General features: G+C 69.1%; 12 protein-coding genes. 8 read left to right on the plus strand and 4 right to left on the minus strand.

The features are described from left to right. The first annotated feature begins 33 nt into the window (after positions 1–33). The 6 genes from DEIPH_RS10615 to DEIPH_RS10640 all read left to right on the plus strand — a co-directional run bounded on the left by DEIPH_RS10615 (position 34) and on the right by DEIPH_RS10640 (position 7629). A complete protein-coding gene (locus DEIPH_RS10615; protein ID WP_034357731.1) occupies positions 34–987 on the plus strand; it encodes a glucose-6-phosphate dehydrogenase assembly protein OpcA in 954 nt (317 codons plus the stop codon). Further along, positions 984–1658: a 6-phosphogluconolactonase gene (pgl, locus tag DEIPH_RS10620; protein ID WP_034357732.1), complete on the plus strand. Its 675-nt coding sequence runs from the start codon at positions 984–986 to the stop codon at positions 1656–1658. Before DEIPH_RS10615 ends, pgl begins: the two co-directional genes overlap by 4 nt. Positions 1659–1844: 186 nt before the next feature. Next, positions 1845–4631 carry a M16 family metallopeptidase gene (locus tag DEIPH_RS10625; RefSeq protein ID WP_051517309.1) on the plus strand — a complete coding sequence of 929 codons (2787 nt, stop codon included), beginning with the start codon at positions 1845–1847 and terminating at the stop codon, positions 4629–4631. Between the two features lie 532 nt (positions 4632–5163). Then, complete coding sequence (gene queG, locus DEIPH_RS10630) at positions 5164–6267, plus strand: tRNA epoxyqueuosine(34) reductase QueG (RefSeq protein WP_034357733.1); 1104 nt, start codon at positions 5164–5166, stop codon at positions 6265–6267. Positions 6268–6325: 58 nt separating this feature from the next. Next, the gene (locus DEIPH_RS10635; protein ID WP_034357812.1) at positions 6326–6712 is read left to right on the plus strand and encodes a nuclear transport factor 2 family protein; all 387 of its coding nucleotides are present in this window, start codon (positions 6326–6328) and stop codon (positions 6710–6712) included. A 71-nt stretch (positions 6713–6783) separates the two neighbouring features. Continuing rightward, positions 6784–7629, plus strand: a complete 846-nt coding sequence (locus tag DEIPH_RS10640; protein WP_034357736.1) for a glutaminyl-peptide cyclotransferase — start codon at positions 6784–6786, stop codon at positions 7627–7629. Between the two features lie 9 nt (positions 7630–7638). Here the strand turns inward: DEIPH_RS10640 and tmk are convergent, their stop codons facing one another. The 3 genes from tmk to DEIPH_RS10655 form a co-directional block, all read right to left on the minus strand. Then, positions 7639–8253, minus strand: coding sequence for a dTMP kinase (tmk, locus tag DEIPH_RS10645; RefSeq protein ID WP_034357738.1), 615 nt, complete (start codon positions 8251–8253; stop codon positions 7639–7641). 85 nt (positions 8254–8338) lie between these two features. Then, a complete protein-coding gene (locus DEIPH_RS10650; protein ID WP_152544899.1) occupies positions 8339–9154 on the minus strand; it encodes a Nif3-like dinuclear metal center hexameric protein in 816 nt (271 codons plus the stop codon). 14 nt (positions 9155–9168) lie between these two features. Further along, entirely contained in the window at positions 9169–9567 is a 399-nt protein-coding gene (locus tag DEIPH_RS10655; protein ID WP_034357743.1) for a VOC family protein, read from the minus strand. Between the two features lie 141 nt (positions 9568–9708). Between DEIPH_RS10655 and DEIPH_RS10660 the strand changes: the two genes are divergently transcribed. After that, the gene (locus DEIPH_RS10660; RefSeq protein ID WP_235183224.1) at positions 9709–10245 is read left to right on the plus strand and encodes a hypothetical protein; all 537 of its coding nucleotides are present in this window, start codon (positions 9709–9711) and stop codon (positions 10243–10245) included. Between the two features lie 559 nt (positions 10246–10804). Next, positions 10805–15991 (plus strand): AAA domain-containing protein, encoded by a 5187-nt coding sequence (locus DEIPH_RS10670; protein WP_034357744.1) that lies wholly within the window; start codon positions 10805–10807, stop codon positions 15989–15991. On the opposite strand, the gene DEIPH_RS19825 is transcribed toward DEIPH_RS10670, so the two are convergent. Next, entirely contained in the window at positions 15975–16268 is a 294-nt protein-coding gene (locus DEIPH_RS19825) for a hypothetical protein (protein ID WP_034357746.1), read from the minus strand. The two genes, DEIPH_RS10670 and DEIPH_RS19825, sit on opposite strands and share 17 nt — an antisense overlap. Positions 16269–16309 lie beyond the last annotated feature (41 nt).

Below are 16309 nucleotides of genomic sequence, written 5' to 3' on the forward strand. Positions count from 1 at the left end.
CGGACGTGCACAGCAGCCCAGCCGAGGTACTTTATGACCCAGGCCACCGACCTTCGCCCCCTCGGCCCGGTCGAGACGACCGTGCGCCGCGCGCAGGCCACGCTGGACGAGCTGTGGGTGCAGACCGATGTGGAGACGCGGGCGTACACCGGCAACATCATCGCGCTGACCGTGAAAAAGCATCTGGGCCGGGTCGAGGAAGCCCTGGCGGGGCTGGAGGGGCGCTACGCGGGGCGGCAGATTATCGGCGTGCTGAACGGCACGGACGAGGTGCGGGTGCGGGTCAGCCTGGTGCCGCAGCCGGGCGGCCTGTACATCGAGCGGCTGACGCTGGACGCCAGCCCGGAGCAGCTTCAGGGCGCGATTCTGCCGCTGCTGCGCCCGGCCACCGTCAACCACGTGTGGTGGGGCGCGGACGCCCGGCCCAGCGGCGTCCTGCTGCGCGAGCTGACCGACATCGCCGATCAGGTGATCGCCGACAGCCTCACGCTGGACATTCCCCCGGCGCGGCACTACGCCCTGGCCGACCTGGGCTGGTCGCGCTCGGCCCACTGGCGCGAGGCACTGGCCCAGGTGTTCGACAGCCCCGACGCCGCCCGGCAACTGGGGCAGGTGAACGGGCTGACCGTGCGCTACGCGGGCAAGAACGACCTTCCCGCCCGCCTCTTCGCGGGTTGGGTGGCCGACACGCTGGGGTGGCCCGACCTGGAGGGCGTGACCTTCCGCGCGGCCCGCTGTGGCCGCGAGAACGGCGACCTGTGCGGCCTGGAACTCGCGGGAGACGGTGTGCGCTTCACGCTGAGCGCCGAGGGCGAAGACCTGGTGCGGACCGAATGCCACTGGCCGGGCATGGACCGCGTGACCGAGCTGAACGTGCCGCGCATGAGTCTGGCCGAGGGCCTGGCGCGCGTGATGGCCCGCCCTGAGCGCCGAGAAGTCTTCGAGCGGGCCTGGGCACTGGCGCGGGCCAGCCTGGAGAAGAAATGAACCTCCGCGTCTTCCCCACCGCGCAGGCCACGGCAGCGGCGGCGGCGCAGGCCTTCGCCCAGGCGGCGCGGGAGGCCGTGACGGCGCACGGGGCCTTTCGCGTGGCGCTGTCGGGCGGCAGCACCCCGAAGCTGATGTACCGCGCACTGCGCAACCTGCCGCAGGTGCCCTGGAAAGCCGTGCATATCTACTTCAGCGACGAGCGCAGCGTGGGGCCGGACAGTCCGGACAGCAACTACCGGCTGGCGCATGACGAACTGCTGACACACGTGCCGATTCCCGAGGCCCAGATTCACCGTCTGGAAGGCGAGCGCCGCCCGCTGGAGGACGCGGCGCGGGACTACGCGGCCCGGCTGCCGGAGCAGCTCGACGTGGTGCTGCTGGGCATGGGCGAGGACGGCCACACTGCCAGCCTCTTTCCCGGCACCGAGGCTTTGAAGGCAACGGGCCGGGTCGCCGCGAACTGGGTGCCGAAGCTGGACACCGGACGGCTGACCTTCACCTTTCCCGAGATCAACGCCGCCCGCGCCCGCTGGCTGCTGGTCACCGGCGCGGGCAAGGCCGACGTGCTGCGGGGGGTGCAGGCGGGCGAGGGCGACTATCCGGTCGCGCGCGTGCAGGCCCCGCTGTGGTTTCTGGACGAGGCGGCGGCAGCAAACCTCGGACGATAGGCATTCCGCTTCCGAGGAGGTCCGGGCCAGGTGTCCGGGCCTTTTCTGCGGCCCTCCTCCCGAAGTCGGACGCCGGGGGACGGGGCGGGCGCTAAGCTCCGGGGCGGAACTCCACTCAGGTTCAGCCCGTATCCGGTCCTGGCATTCTCGCTGACCTTTCCTTCTCTCCCCTTTTTCGGAGGCTGCATGTCTGTCCGCTTTTCCCAGAAGGCCCGGCCCTGTAAGGCCCTGCTCCTCACCCTCGCGCTGCTGTCCGGCACCATCGCCTCCGCGCAGACCGCGCCCGCTGCGGCTCCAACCAACACCACCGCTCAAGCTGCCCTCCCCGCAGGCGTGACCTTCGTGACCGAGGTGGAAGGTATCCGCGAGTACCGCCTCCGCAACGGGCTGCGGGTGCTGCTGTTCCCCGACACGTCCAAGACGACCTTTACCCTGAACGTGACGTATCTGGTGGGCAGCAAGAACGAGAACTACGGCGAGACGGGCATGGCGCACCTGCTCGAACACATGCTGTTCAAGGGCACGCCGACCAGCGGCAACATCCTGGAGGGCCTGGGCAAGCGCGGGGCCGACTTCAACGGCACGACCAGCGAGGACCGCACCAACTACTTCGAGACGCTGACGAACACCGGGGACAACCTTGCCTGGGCCGTTCACCTCGAAGCCGACCGCATGACGCGCTCGAAAATCAGCGGCGACGACCTCAAGACCGAGATGACGGTGGTTCGCAACGAGTTCGAGTCTGGCGAGAACAGTCCCTTCGGCCTGCTGTACAAGCAGGTCCGCTCGGTAGCCTTCGACTGGCACAATTACGGGAACACGGCCATCGGCAACCGCTCGGACGTGGAGAACGTGCCGGTGGACCGCCTCAAGGCCTTTTACCAGCGGTATTACCAGCCCGACAATGCGGTGGTGACGCTGGCCGGGAACTTCGACCCGAATCAGGCCCTGAAGCTCATCGCCGCCGAGTTCGGCCCCCTTCGCAAGCCCTGGCGCACGCTGCCGCCGCTCTACACCGTGGAACCCCCGCAGGACGGCGAGCGCAGCGTGACCGTGCGGCGCGTGGGCGACCAGCAGATTATCCTGGCGGCCTACCACATGCCCAGCGTGCGGCACCCCGACATGCCCGCCCTGCTGGTGCTGGACCAGATTCTGGCCGACGAACCCGCCGGGCGGCTGTACAAGGCGCTGGTACAGACCAAACAGGCCACCGCCATCGGCAGCCTGACCAACAGCGCCGACGACCCCGGCCTGATGCTGTACGCGGCGGTCCTGGGCAAGGACGACAACGCCGCGCCCGCCCAGGCGACCCTGCTGGCGACCCTGGAAAACGCCAGCAAGACGGCCTTTACCGAGGAGGACGTGGCCCGCGTCCGCACCCGCGTGGTGAGCGGCTACGAGCAACTGCTCGCCAAGCCGGAGTCGGTCGGCCTGGCCCTGTCCGAGTACATCGCGGCGGGCGACTGGCGGCTGCTGTTCAAGCTGCGCGACGAGCTGGACAAGGTGACCCCCGCCGACGTGCAGCGCGTGGCAGCGACGTATCTCAAGCCCACCAACCGGACGCTGGGCCTCTTCGTCCCGACCGCGCAACCCGACCGGGTGACGGTGGGCGCGGCCCCCAGCGCCGCCGAACTGCTCAAGGGCTACCAGGGCCGCGCGGCCCTCGCGGCGGGTGAAACGATTGCGCCCGAACCCGCCGCCCTCGAAGCCCGCGTGACGCGCGAGAAGGTGGCGGGCGCGGACGTGGCCCTGCTGCCCAAGAAGACGCGCGGCGAGCGGGTCGAGTTCGTCCTGAGCCTCGACTTCGGCAACCCCGACACCGCCCGCAGCGGGAAGGACGCCGCCGATTTCATCGCGCCGCTGCTCACGCGCGGGAGTCAGGGCCTGACGCGCCAGCAACTCAACGACCGCCTGGAGGCCATCAAGACGCAGCTTCAAGTGGACGGCAGCGCGACCGGGGTGACCGTCACCGTCAGCACCGACCGCACACACCTGCCCGAGGCGCTGGCGCTGGTCCGCAAGGTGCTGCGCGAACCCGTCTTCCCCCAGGCCGACTTCGACGAGATTAAAAAGGCCGCCCTGGACAGCCTGGAAGCGGGCCGCAACGAGCCGCAGGCGGTGGCGGGGCAGGCGCTGGCGCGCGTCTTTATGCAGCCGGGGGCCAAACGCGGCGACCTGGGCTACGCGCCCACCCTCGACGAGAGCATCGCGGACACCCGCGCCGTCACGCTGGCGCAGGTGCAGGACTACTACCGCAAGGTCTGGGGCGCGGCCCGCGCGCAGGTGGCGGTAGTGGGCGACTTCGACCCGCAGACCATCCGCGCGGCGCTGCCCGAGATTCTGGGCGGCTTCAGCAGCGGCGTGCCCTACCAGCGCGTGACCCTGCCACTGACCACGCCGCAGACGCAGGACCTCGTGCTGAACGTGCCCGACAAGGCCAACGCGGTGTACTTCGCCCGCCTGAACTTCCCGCTGCGCGACGACAGCCCCGATTACCCGGCCCTGGCGGTCGCCATGCGCGTCTTCGGCGCGGGGACCGACTCGCGCCTCTTCAACCGGCTGCGGCAGAAAGAGGGCCTCAGCTACGGCGCGGGCGGCGGCGTCAGCGTCTCCAGCCAGGACCAGAAGGCGAGCTTTACCTCCTACGCCATCTTCAACCCCAACGTGACGGGCAAGGTGGCGGCCGCCATGCGCGAGGAACTCGACCTGGCCCGCCAGAAAGGCTTCACCGCCCAGGAAATCGAGGCCGCCAAGTCCGCCCTGCTGCAAGAAGCCCGCGTGGCCCGCAGCGAGGACGCCAACGTGGCCGGGGCACTGGCCCGTCAGCTCTACCTGGGCCGCACCTACGCCTTCACCGCCGACTTCGAGGCCAAATTGAAGGCCGTCACGCCCCAGATGGCCCAGGACGCCCTGCGGAAGTACGTGGACCCGGCGAATCTGGTGGTGGTGCGGGCGGGGACGTTCGGGAAGTGAGGTTGGGCCTGTATAGCTTGTAGCGTGTCGCTTGTAGAGTGGGGGAGGTGTTCCCCCGCCTTCTTTGTTTGGCGCTGCCGCTGTCCGGGTTGGCGATCGGGAGCGAGCATCCGTGTTGCTGACAGCCCGGCAGAAGACGTACCCAAACACCCAGCCCGCCCCAGGCAGCTACAGCTCTTGCCTTCTTTTCAAACTTTGCAGCAGGTGGCCGATACCCGCCTTCCACACCCACCGTCACGGCAGAGGAGCTTTCGGGCCGCAGGCCCGCAGCCGCCACATGGACGGAGATAGCGTGGAGGGGGAAACCAGAGCGAAGCCTGGCAAGCCTTCCACCGCCAGGAACCTCCCTTGCCCAGCGCAGCGCCGCTCCCCACTGCCCCCTCTGGGGGTAGGGGGGCTGGGGGGGTGGGGGAAACTCGCGGCAAGATATCCTGCCCCAAAAAAACCTCCCGCCCACACCCCCGAAGAAGGCAGCCCCCTTCTGTTCCCTCCACCCCACAGGCCCCGCCCCCCAGGCCCCATACTCTCCCCCGTGAACCGCGCCGACCTCCTCTCCGACCTCGCCCTGTCGCTGGGCGCAGACGCGGTGGGCTGGGCACCCGCGCACGTTCCAGCGTCGGCGGTGGCCGAATACGCGGCGTGGCTGGGCGCGGGACGGCATGCGGGCATGGGCTATCTGGAGCGGCAACTTCCGGCCCGCTCGGACCCAGCGAGCCGTCTGGAGGGCGCGGCGAGCGTGCTGGTGCTGGGCGTCTCGCACGCCTTCGCGGACCCCGGCGTGCCCGCAGGCGGCGTGCGGGTCGGGCAGGTGGCCCGCTACGCCTGGACCCCCGACTACCACGACCAGCTCCAGCCCGTCCTGACCCGGCTGGAGCAGGAAGCGGCGCGGCTGGGCGTGCGGGCACGCGGGTATGTGGACCACGGCCCGGTGATGGAGCGCCTCTTTGCCTCGGGAGCCTTTCTGGGCTGGCGCGGCAAGTCGGGGATGAACATCAGCACCCGGCTGGGGGCCTTCGTGACGCTGGCGGTGCTGCTGACCGACCTGCCGTTCGAGGGGCCGCAGGAGGCCCACCCCGACCGCTGCGGGCGCTGCTTCCGCTGCTTGGCCGCCTGCCCCACGAACGCCATCGGGCCTGACCGGGCCATCGACGCCCGACGCTGCATTTCCTACCTGACTATCGAACACCGGGGGCCGGTGCCGCCGGAACTGCGCGCCGGGACGGGCGACTGGCTCTTCGGCTGCGACGTGTGCAGCGAGGTTTGCCCCTGGAGCCAGAAGGCGGGGCCGCTCGCACAACTCCTCAGGCCCGACCCCGAACTGGCACACCCCGACCTGAGCGCCTTTTTCGGCGTGGGCGAGCGGCAGTTCGAGCGCCGCTTCGCGGGCACCGCCTTCCTGCGCCCCCGCCGCAAGGGCATGGCCCGCAACGCGCTGACCGTGCTGGGCAACACCCGTACCCCCGAAGGCTGGCCGCTGCTGCTGGCCGGCGTGCAGGACCCCGCCTGGGAAGTGCGCGAGGCCGCCGCGTGGGCACTCGGGCAATGGGGCGAGGTGGGGCACCTCCGGCCCCTGCTGGACGACCCCCACGAGGCGGTGCGGAAGGCGGCGGCCCGCTCGTTAGGCATTGCTTCATAAGCCGCCCGCCTGGGTGATCGGCCACGCTTTTCCCTTCCTCTGCATGGTGTCGTGGGCCATGGCGAATCTGACCGAGAACTTCATGCGGGCGTTACAGACCACCGAGCAGAGCGGCGATCCGGCGGAACTGGTCGCGCTGTTCGGAGAAGGCGCGACGCTGCAAAACCTCACCACGCAGCTCTGGCGGGGCCAGGAGGGGGCGCGGCAGTTCTGGGAGGCGTATCTGGGCAATTTCCAGACCATTCGCAGCCAGTTCACCCACCACAGCGACGACGGCCACACCGGGCTGATGGAGTGGGAGGCCACCGGCCAGCTCCAGGACGGCACCGACATCGCCTACCGGGGCGCGAGCGTGATCGAACACGACGGGCAGCAGGTCGGCTCCTTCCGCACCTACTACGATTCGGCGGCCTTCGTGAAACCGGCGGTGGAGACGCAGGCCTGACGCAGCGCCGCCGAGTCGGTGAACGACTGCTGAACGCCGGAAGGTGGGGCGGCCCCGCTACCATAGGAGTGATGCGCCCCCGCCTGTTCCTGCCTGCTGTTCTGCCCACCCTGGCGACCCTGACCCTGACGGCAGCCCTCGCGCAGCCCACGCCGGTCCTGCGACCCACCGTCACTGCCCGCTATCCCCACGACCGCGCGGCCTTTACCGAGGGGCTGCAATACCTCGGAAACGGGCTGCTGGCCGAGAGTACCGGGCAGGTGGGCGAGTCGGGGGTGCGGCGGGTGGAGCTGAAAAGCGGGCGGGTGCTGGCGGCGGTCGCCACGCCGCTCGCCAGCGCCTTCGGGGAGGGGGTGAGCGTGCTGGACGGTGTCGCCTACCACCTGACCTGGCAGTCGGGGCTGGCCTACGCCTTCGACGCCGCGACCCTGCGCGAGGTGGGGCGCTACCGCTATCAGGGCGAGGGCTGGGGCCTCACCAACGACGGCAAGAGCCTGATCATGAGTGACGGGTCCAACACGCTGTTCTGGCGCGACCCCCGGACCTTTGCCTTGACCCGCACCCTCCGCGTGACCGACGCGGGCCAGCCGGTCAAGAACCTGAACGAGCTGGAATACGTGCAGGGCAGCGTCTACGCCAACGTCTGGCTCACGAACCGCATCGCGCGGATCGACCCGAAGAGCGGGAACGTGACGGCCTGGCTCGACGTGACCCCGCTGATGCAGGAGGCCAGCGCCGACGCGGCCCGCGCCGGGCAGCCCCTCACCTTCGACGACGTGCCCAACGGCGTCGCCTATGTGCCCGAGCGCGGTACCCTGCTGCTGACCGGCAAACGCTGGCCGACCGTGTACGAGGTGAAGGTGCCGGGCCTGAAGCCGGAGACGGGCACCACCGGGCGGGGCCGGACGGGACGCTGAGGCCGGAGACTAGAGCCGCTCCTCCACCGCCCGCCAGATGTCGCCGGCCAGGGCATCCACATCGCGGGTGGCGTCCAGCACCAGAAATCGGGCGGGGTCGCGGGCCGCGAGGGTCAGGAAGCCCCCCCGCACGCGGGTATGAAAGCCCAGGTCGGCACGTTCCAGGCGGTCGGGGGCACCCCGTGAGGCCGCCCGGCTCAAGCCCACCGCCGGATCGAGGTCGAGCAGCACCGTGAGGTCGGGCACCAGTCCGCCCGTCACCTCCCGCGTGAGGTCCGCGAGGAAGGCGGCACCCAGCCCCCGCCCGAAGCCCTGGTAGGCCAGACTGGAATCGGCGTAGCGGTCGCACACCACCACCTCACCACGTGCGAGCGCCGGACGAATCACGTGGGCGACCAGTTGCGCGCGGCTGGCGGAGTACAGCAGGAACTCGGGCAGCGGGTCGATGCTCAACGCCGGGTCGAGCAGCACTTCGCGGACCCGCGTGCCCAGCGGTGTCCCGCCCGGCTCGCGCGTGACCAGATGCGGCACCCCCGCTTCCGCCAGCCGCGCCGCCAGCCGCGCGAGCTGCGTACTCTTGCCCGCGCCCTCGGGGCCTTCGAAGGTGATGAAGGGGGGGGTCATGCGGCTCCGTGGGCTGTTGCCCGTGGCCGGTGGCTTGAAGACAGGCCTCCTCTCCAAGCGGCACGCCACACGTCACAGGCCACCCTCACAGCCCGGTCGGGTGGTGCAAAAACTGCCAGGGCAGGCCGAACTCGTCCTCCAGCCGGGCGGCGAGGGCGCGCACGCCGAAGACCTCGGTTTCGTAGTGCCCGGCAAACACCACGTTCACGCCGTACTCGAAAGCGTCGTGAAAGTGCTTGTGCTCGGGTTCGCCGGTCAGCAGGGTATCGAGGCCTGCGGCGGCGGCCTCCGCCACCGCGCCCGCGCCGCTGCCACTGACGATGCCCAGACGGTGAACCTGGGGAATCCCGCCCCCATGCACCAGGCAGATTTCGCCGGTGAGCTTCTGCACGCGGTCGGCAAAGTCCTGGAGGGACTGCGGGAAGGGCAGCTCGCCCGCCAGACCGATCTTGTGGCCCTGCCAGTCCCCGAAGGGCTGCGGGTTCTGGAGGCTCAGGGCGCGGGCGATCATCGCGTTGTTGCCGACCTCGGGGTGGGCGTCCAGCGGGATATGGGCGGCGTAGAGGTTCAGGTCGGCCATCAGCGCCGTGCGGACGCGGGTGCGGTGGGGCCCGGTGACGGCCAGGGGCTGGCCCCAGAACAGCCCGTGATGCACCAGCAGCAGGTCCGCCCCGCTGTCGGCGGCGTCCTGGATTGTCTTGACGCTGGTGTCCACGCTCGCCGCGACCCGCCGGATCACGCCTGTGCCCTCGATCTGGAGGCCGTTGAGGCTGGGGTCGGGATAGGCGCCGATGTTCAGATACTCGTTCAGCCAGCGCACCAGCGTGTCGCGCTCGACCTCTCCTCGGGGGGCAGGGCCGCGCTGGGTGTGCGTGGGGGTGGGGTCCGTCATGGGGTGCATTCTAGGCGCGGCACTCAGGGGGCAACGTTCAGCGGGACGCTTTCATGCCCGCCCGCCACGACCTCCAGCCGGTTCCCGAAGGGATCGCGCAGGAACACCCGCGCCACGCCCGCCTCCGCGTCCGCGCGGTACGGCACGCCGTGCGCGTCGCAGTGGGCCTGGAAGGCGGCGAGGTCGGGGCACCGCAGCGCCGGATGCCCCTTCTCGCGCGGCACAAAATCGGGGGTGACGCCCACATGCAGTTGCCGCCCGTCGGGCAAGGCAAACCAGACCCCACCGCGCGCACGCAGCGCCTCCGGCTTGAGCCGTTCCGGTAGGCCCAGGAAGACCCCGAAAAAGGCCCGTGCGTCCGCCTCGCAGCCCGCCGGGGCCTCGACCTGGATGTGGTCCAGCCCGGAAATGAGGGTCGTCATGGACCGAGCGTAGACCCTCCCGCCGGGCTGGCCGCGTGCCTGGGGCAGGAACAGCAGGCCCCTCCAGAGCCATTCTTCAGAAAACGGCCCGCCGCGCCGCCCATGCGGTACACAGGGAGGAAACGCCGAAAGGGGAACGCGATGAACGAGAACCAGGCCCGCACACACGAGGACCAGACACCCGGGAGCCAGCACCTCCAGCCGCGTGAGGAAAGCCAGGGCCGCCCCGGCCGCTGGGTGCCGGTGGCGGCGGCGGGCCTGGTGGGGGCCGTCACCGTGACGCTGCTGAACGAGGGCGCGCGGCGGGTGCTGCCCCACGCCCCCCGCATGGAGGTGATTGGGGAACGTGCCCTCAGCCGCTCCCTGCGGGCCGCGGATGTGCCGCCGCCGCACGGTGAGGCCCTCTACCGCTGGACCCTGCTGGCAGACATCGTTTCCAACAGCCTGTATTACAGCCTGGTGGGGACCGGGTCGCCCCGGAAGGCCTGGCCGTGGGGCGGCGCGCTCGGGCTGGCCGCCGGGGTGGGCGGGGCGCTGCTGCCGCGTCCCCTCGGGCTGGGGCGGCAGCCGGGCGAACAGGCCCCGCTGACCCCGCTTCTGACAGTGGGCTGGTATCTGGCCGGGGGCCTCGCCGCAGCGGCGACCTACCGGGCCCTGGCAGAGCACGAAGTGGGGTGAGGCGGACAGCGGCCACCACCCCCGGCGGCAAAGAGAAAAACCCCGTCCCAGGACGAGGTTTTTTTCTCTTGGTGGCGATGCCCGGACTTGAACCGGGGACCTAACGATTATAAGTCGTTCGCTCTAACCAGCTGAGCGAAAACCCCGTCCCAGACAGCATAAAACGGATTTGCCTTGAGTTCAAGAGGCTCAAGAATACACGACATCGGAAGGTCAGGGGTTCGACGTTCCAGGTGCCGCCCACAGTCCCGCCCATGACTTTTCCCAAACGTCACTGTCCTAGAAAAAGACCGGATGGGACGAAGGTACTCCCACCCCAGCCTCAAGTTAGCGAAGCCGGAGGTGGGAGGCAGTCGTTAGGTCAGCGGTTCGAGTGCCCTGGCCGCCTGCTCTCACCGTACAGGCGGCATCTGTATCACCGCCGTCAGAGGGCGTGGGCTAGGCTAGGGCCAATGGCGCGTTCCCTCTTACTGCGGGCGTGGGCACCCACCCGGCACCAGCTATACCGCAACCCGAGCGATGACGTGGGGAGCAGGCCGCTCTCCACTTGAGGTACCCGATGGAGACAGCAACACAGGACCGCGCCCGCCGCCTCTTCCAGTTCCTACAGGAGTTCACGGCGCTGAAATTCAAACCGCAGCGCACCAGTGACAACGACAGCCTGCTGTGGTTCAGCAACTTGCCGGAGGAGAAGGAGATCGAGCATGCCGCGCGGCTCAGTGCTCGGGAGGGGACGCCGGACGAGTGGTTGGTCATCCGCAAGCCGAAGCTGCACCCCGCCCCAACGCTGCCCGACTTGTTAGAGCCCTGGGTGAAGGGACCTCTGGATCAGGCGGACAAGCCCCCGGCAGTTCACACACAGCGGGTGGTGGAGACCCAGATCCTGGACGATGACCTGCTGCCGCAGCGCATCCAGGACACGCTGTTCCTCGATCAGGAGCCAGAGGTGCTGGCCCTCTGGACGGACTACGAACGGCGCTGGCAGACCTGGGCGGCAGAGGAGCGGCGGGCACGGACCGTGCAGGCGAAATACCTGCAACTGTTCGACATGCACCAGAAGCTCGCCTCATTCGGGGAGACGTACGAGCTGCGCCTGGGGTTCGGGTACCTCGCGTGGCGCACGCCGGATGGCGTGGAGGTGCGCCGCCACCTGCTCACGGCCCAGGCCAACCTGACCTTCGATGCCCTGAACGGCGTGCTGAGTGTCACTGCCGGGGGTGACGGGGCGCGTACCACTCTGGAACAGGACATGCTGGAGCCGCACCAGCGACCCCTGACCCAGGTTACCGAGGAAATCCAGAGGGTGCTGGCGGAGGACGGCGAGGACCTCTGGAGCGAGAACGTGGTGCCGAAGGTCCTGCAACAGTGGGTGAATGCCGTGGAGGGGCGGGGTGTTTATGTCCCAGAGCTGACGCCCCTCTCGCCGGGCGGCGTGACGTCGAACCCCGTGGTCCACTGGGCACCCGCCCTGATCCTGCGGCGGCGGGGGGAGCGCAGCCTGGGCGCCGCCTACGGGGATATCCTGCGCAAGCTGCCGGAGCTGGACAGTGTGCCCAGGAACCTCGCCGGATTCATCAGCACCCCGGAGGAACGCCCGGCGGGCGAAGGTACAGGCCAGTCGGGTGAGGTGTACTTCCCGCTACCCGCCAACGACGCGCAGCTCGACATCATCCGGCGGCTGGGCCGCCAACAGGGCGTGCTGGTTCAGGGGCCGCCCGGCACGGGCAAGTCGCACACCATCGTGAACCTCGTCTCGCACCTGCTGGCCACCGACCAGCGGGTACTGGTGACCAGCCACACGGCGCGGGCGCTGAAGGTGCTGCGGGACAAGTTCCCGGCGGAACTCGCGGCCCTGTGCGTGACCCACCTGCGGGGCGAGGAGGGGGCCAGGGCCATGCTGGAGGGGTCCGTCCAGCAGATTCTGGAGCGCTCCACCACCCGCGATGCCCGCAAGGAGCGGCAGACCCTGGAACTGCTCTCCGCGCGCCTGGAGACCGACCGTCAGCAGGAAGACCGGCTGCTGGACACCTTGCGCGACATCCGGGAACGCGAGACGAACACCCTCGACCTGTTCGGCTATCAGGGCACCGCGCAGCGGATCGGGGAGCAGTTGCGGCAGCAGGAGGCGGCCTTCTCATGGATCGCCGACCTGGTCTCTCCCGACCGTCCTGCTCCCCTGACGGATGCGGAGGCCCTGCGGCTGCTGGCCCTCTTGCGGGACTTCGGGGAAGGCGAGATCGGGGAGCTGCGGCAGCAGTGGCCGGACACGGCGGCGCTCGTGTCGCCGGAGGAGTTCGTGCGCTTCACCCTGGCTGAGCGGGAATCCCAGGCCAGGGCCGAGGAGCATCAGGCGGCGCGGGCGCATCCCCACTACGCCATCCTGCGCGATGCCACCCCGGAGGCCAGGCAGACGCTCCTGGCTACGGTGCAGGCCCTGGACGCTGCAGCGGAAACCGGGCGACGTCACCCCAGCATTTGGCTGGGCCGCGCTGTCACCGCGCTGCTCCAGGGCCAGACGAGCCTCTGGGAGGAGATTCAGTCCCGGACCACCGAGTTGCTCCCCGAGTTGCAGCGCCGCGCGGACTGGCTGGAGCAGACCGGCGTGACGGGGCTTGAGGGCCTGGACCCGCAGACGGTCCGCAATGACGCAGGGGCAGTGCTGGCGCACCTTGAGGGGGGCGGCAAGTGGGGTGGGCTGTTCGGCAAGCCTGCGGCGGTGAAAGGGAGGCTCTACCTCAAGGACAGTGTGCGCGTGGGCGGGCGGCCCGCTGAAACGCCGGAGGCACTCCGGGACCTGCTGGAATACCTGGCCCTCACGTCGCGGCTTGCCCGGCTGGAGGCTGTGTGGCAGGCGGCAGAGGTGCAGACCAGCGGCCCCGTGAAGCTGCGGGTGAGGTACTGGGGCGAGCAGCAGGCGCTCCTTCAGTCCCTGAGCAACCTGAAGCAGCAGTTGGATCAGGCCCGGCAGGCCGTGGCGGCTCTCCCTGGCCTTCCCCAGCCCCAGTGGTGGGAGCCGGGCGAGCTGCGGGCACTCGTGCGGGCAGCGCAGGCAGCGGACACCGAGCTTGACGCGCAGGCACGCCGCAAGATGCTGGAGGACCTGCTCCCCAGGCTGGACGTGCTGCTCACCTCACTGGAGGCCCACCCCGTCGTAGAGGAACTTCGCCAGGCCACCCAGGCCCGCGACAGTGCCGCGTACGGTCAGGCGCACGCCCGCCTACTGCACCTGACAGCCCGGCGCGAACGGCTGGCCGGGCGTGAAGACTTGCTGGGGAAGCTGCGTTCTGCCGCGCCTGCCTTCGCCGACGAGCTGACGGCCAGCGCCCGTGAGACCGCGTGGGACGAACGCCTGGGGAACCTAGAAGCCGCGTGGCGCTGGCAGCAGGCAGAGGCCCGCCTCGCGTACCTTGCAAACCCGGATACCGAGGTGGACGTCCGCGAGCAATTGGTCCACACTCGCCAGCGCATCCGCGACACGCTGCGCGACCTCGCCGCGACCCATGCATGGAAGAACACGTTAGATCGACTTCAGAACAAGGAACTCCAAGGCTTGGAAGCCTGGCGACAGGCCATGAAGAAACTGGGCAAAGGAACTGGCAAGAATGCCGATCTGTATCGGCGCCTTGCCCGTCAGGCGCTGGAGCAGGCTCGTACCGCTATCCCTGCCTGGATCATGCCCCTGCACCTCGTGGCGGAAAGCTTTCCTATGGAGCCTAGCATGTTCGATGTGGTGATCGTGGACGAGGCCAGCCAGGCTGGACCGGAAGCTCTGTTCCTGGCCTTTATCGCCAAGAAGATCATCATCGTCGGGGACGACAAGCAGATCGAGCCGGAAGGCGTTGGTCTCCAGCTCGCACAGGTCAGTGCGCTAGCTCACCGCTTCCTCTTCGACTTTCCAGCGGGTTGGATTATCTCCTCTCCCAAAGCCAGTTTGTTCAGTTTCGGCGCCTACACCTACCCACCGATGATCAGCCTGCGCGAACACTTCCGCTGCATGCCCGAGATCATCAAGTTCTCCAGTGATCTGAGCTACGAGAACCACCCTCTCATGGCGCTGCGGCAGTTCGGGGCGGACCGCCTGCAACCCCTGGTGGCCCGGCACGTCGAGAACGGGTACACCCTCAGCAAGCGGGGCGACAAGGTCAATCCGCCCGAGGTGCGGGCCATCGTGGATCAGATCAAGGCCTGCCTGAACTCCCCCCGCTATGCCGGAAAGACCTTCGGGGTGATCAGCCTGCTGGGTGACTCGCAGGCCGAAGAGATTGCCGCGCTCCTGCGGGCAGAGGTGCCCGAGGCCGAGCTGGAACGGCGGCGCCTGGTATGCGGCAACGCCTACAGCTTTCAGGGGGACGAGCGGGACGTGATCTTCCTGAGCATGGTGGACAGTCCGGCGGAGGGGCGGCGTTCCACCCTGCGCTCGCGCGACGACGGCACGTTCCAGCCGCGGTACAACGTGGCCGTCAGCCGTGCCCGTGACCAGCTCTGGCTCTTCCACAGCGTGGACCTGCCACACCTGCACCCGGACGACCTGCGTGCTTCCCTGATCCGGCATGTCCGCGCCCCGGAGCTGGAGCAGTTCCAGCCCCTGGCCCGGCAGCGGGTGCTGGAGCTGCGCGAGCAGGCGGCCCGTCCCGGCCGGGGCAGGAATCCTGCGCCCGCCCCCTTTGACAGTTGGTTCGAGGTGGACGTGTACCTGAGCTTGGTGGAGCGCGGCTACTGCGTGGTTCCGCAGTACGAGATGAACGGCTACCGCGTCGACCTGGTCGTGGAGGGCCTGCGTGGCCGCCTCGCAGTGGAATGCGACGGGGACCACTGGCACGGACCGGAGCGGTACCTCCAGGACCTGCACCGGCAGCAGACTCTGGAGCGTGCCGGGATGCAGTTCTGGCGTGTTCGGGGCAGCACCTACGCCCGCGACCCGGAGGTGGCCCTGGAAGACCTCTGGCGAACGCTGGACGCCCGCGGCGTGTTCCCGGAGGGCGACCCCCGCAACTACGAAGCGTTGCCCGACGACACGGGCCTGGTTCCCTCGGGTGAAGAGTTGCAGGTCTCCGAGGAAGCGAGCAGCCTGACGGAAGAGGCCAGTCACACGGACGCGCTCACCTCTGGCATGACGGAGGAGGTGGACAGTGTGGATGCACTGTTCGGGGACGCGCCACACCGCCCTGCTCTCGCCGCCTACACCCACTGGTCCGCGCATACCCTGCCGGACCCCCGCGACGTGGACAGCCTTGACCCCCTGGTTGAGGGACTGAGGGAAATCATCGCCGCCGAGGGACCGATGCTGTGCCGTCAGGCATACCAGACCTACACGCGGGCGGCCGGTGTGAATTACGGCAAGGCGGTGCAGAGCCAGTTGAACAAGGCCGTGACCAAGGGCCTGCGTGCTGGAATCTTCGAGCAGACCGACGAGTGGGGCACGCCGGGCCAGGTGGAGAAGGTGGTCCGCCTCGCTGGCACACCCGCAGTCCGCCTGCGGGAGCGCGGGCCACGGGACCTGACCGACGTCCCACCCCTGGAACTGGCCGCACTGATGCATGACATGCTGCGCCTTGAGCCGATGCTGGACATGGATGGCAACCCGGAGCCACTGCTGCGCCGGGTCCTGGTGGCCCATGGAGGCAAGCAGCTCACCCTCAAACGCCGCCACGTGCTGGAACGGGCGTACCACCTGCTCCAGGCTAGGCTGGTTCCAGCAGTGACGGAGGGTGGAGCAACAGTGAGCACCGTCAATACAGAACGCTGAAGTCCACCCTGTCAGCCTCACGCTGCTCCCCGAGCTCGTCAATAACATTGCTGAGGTCATCGATCACCGCCTCGAGGTTGATGCGCTCCTCAGCGAACTCGTCGGGGTCGTCAACGAACTCCGGTTCTTCGGGTACCTCATTCAGTCGCGTCTGCACGCGGGTACGAAGTGCCGTCATCTCGCCGATGATGGTCTTCAGGGCGGCCGCATGGGACGCCATGTGCTTGGTGTACCGGCTCTCGATGTCTTTGAGTTCCTGCTGCTCTGTGGGATTCATCAGTCCTCCTGGGCGAAACGGGTAGCCTGGGCTGCCGGGCA

It is taken from the genome of Deinococcus phoenicis, assembly GCF_000599865.1.
Lineage (GTDB): Bacteria > Deinococcota > Deinococci > Deinococcales > Deinococcaceae > Deinococcus > Deinococcus phoenicis.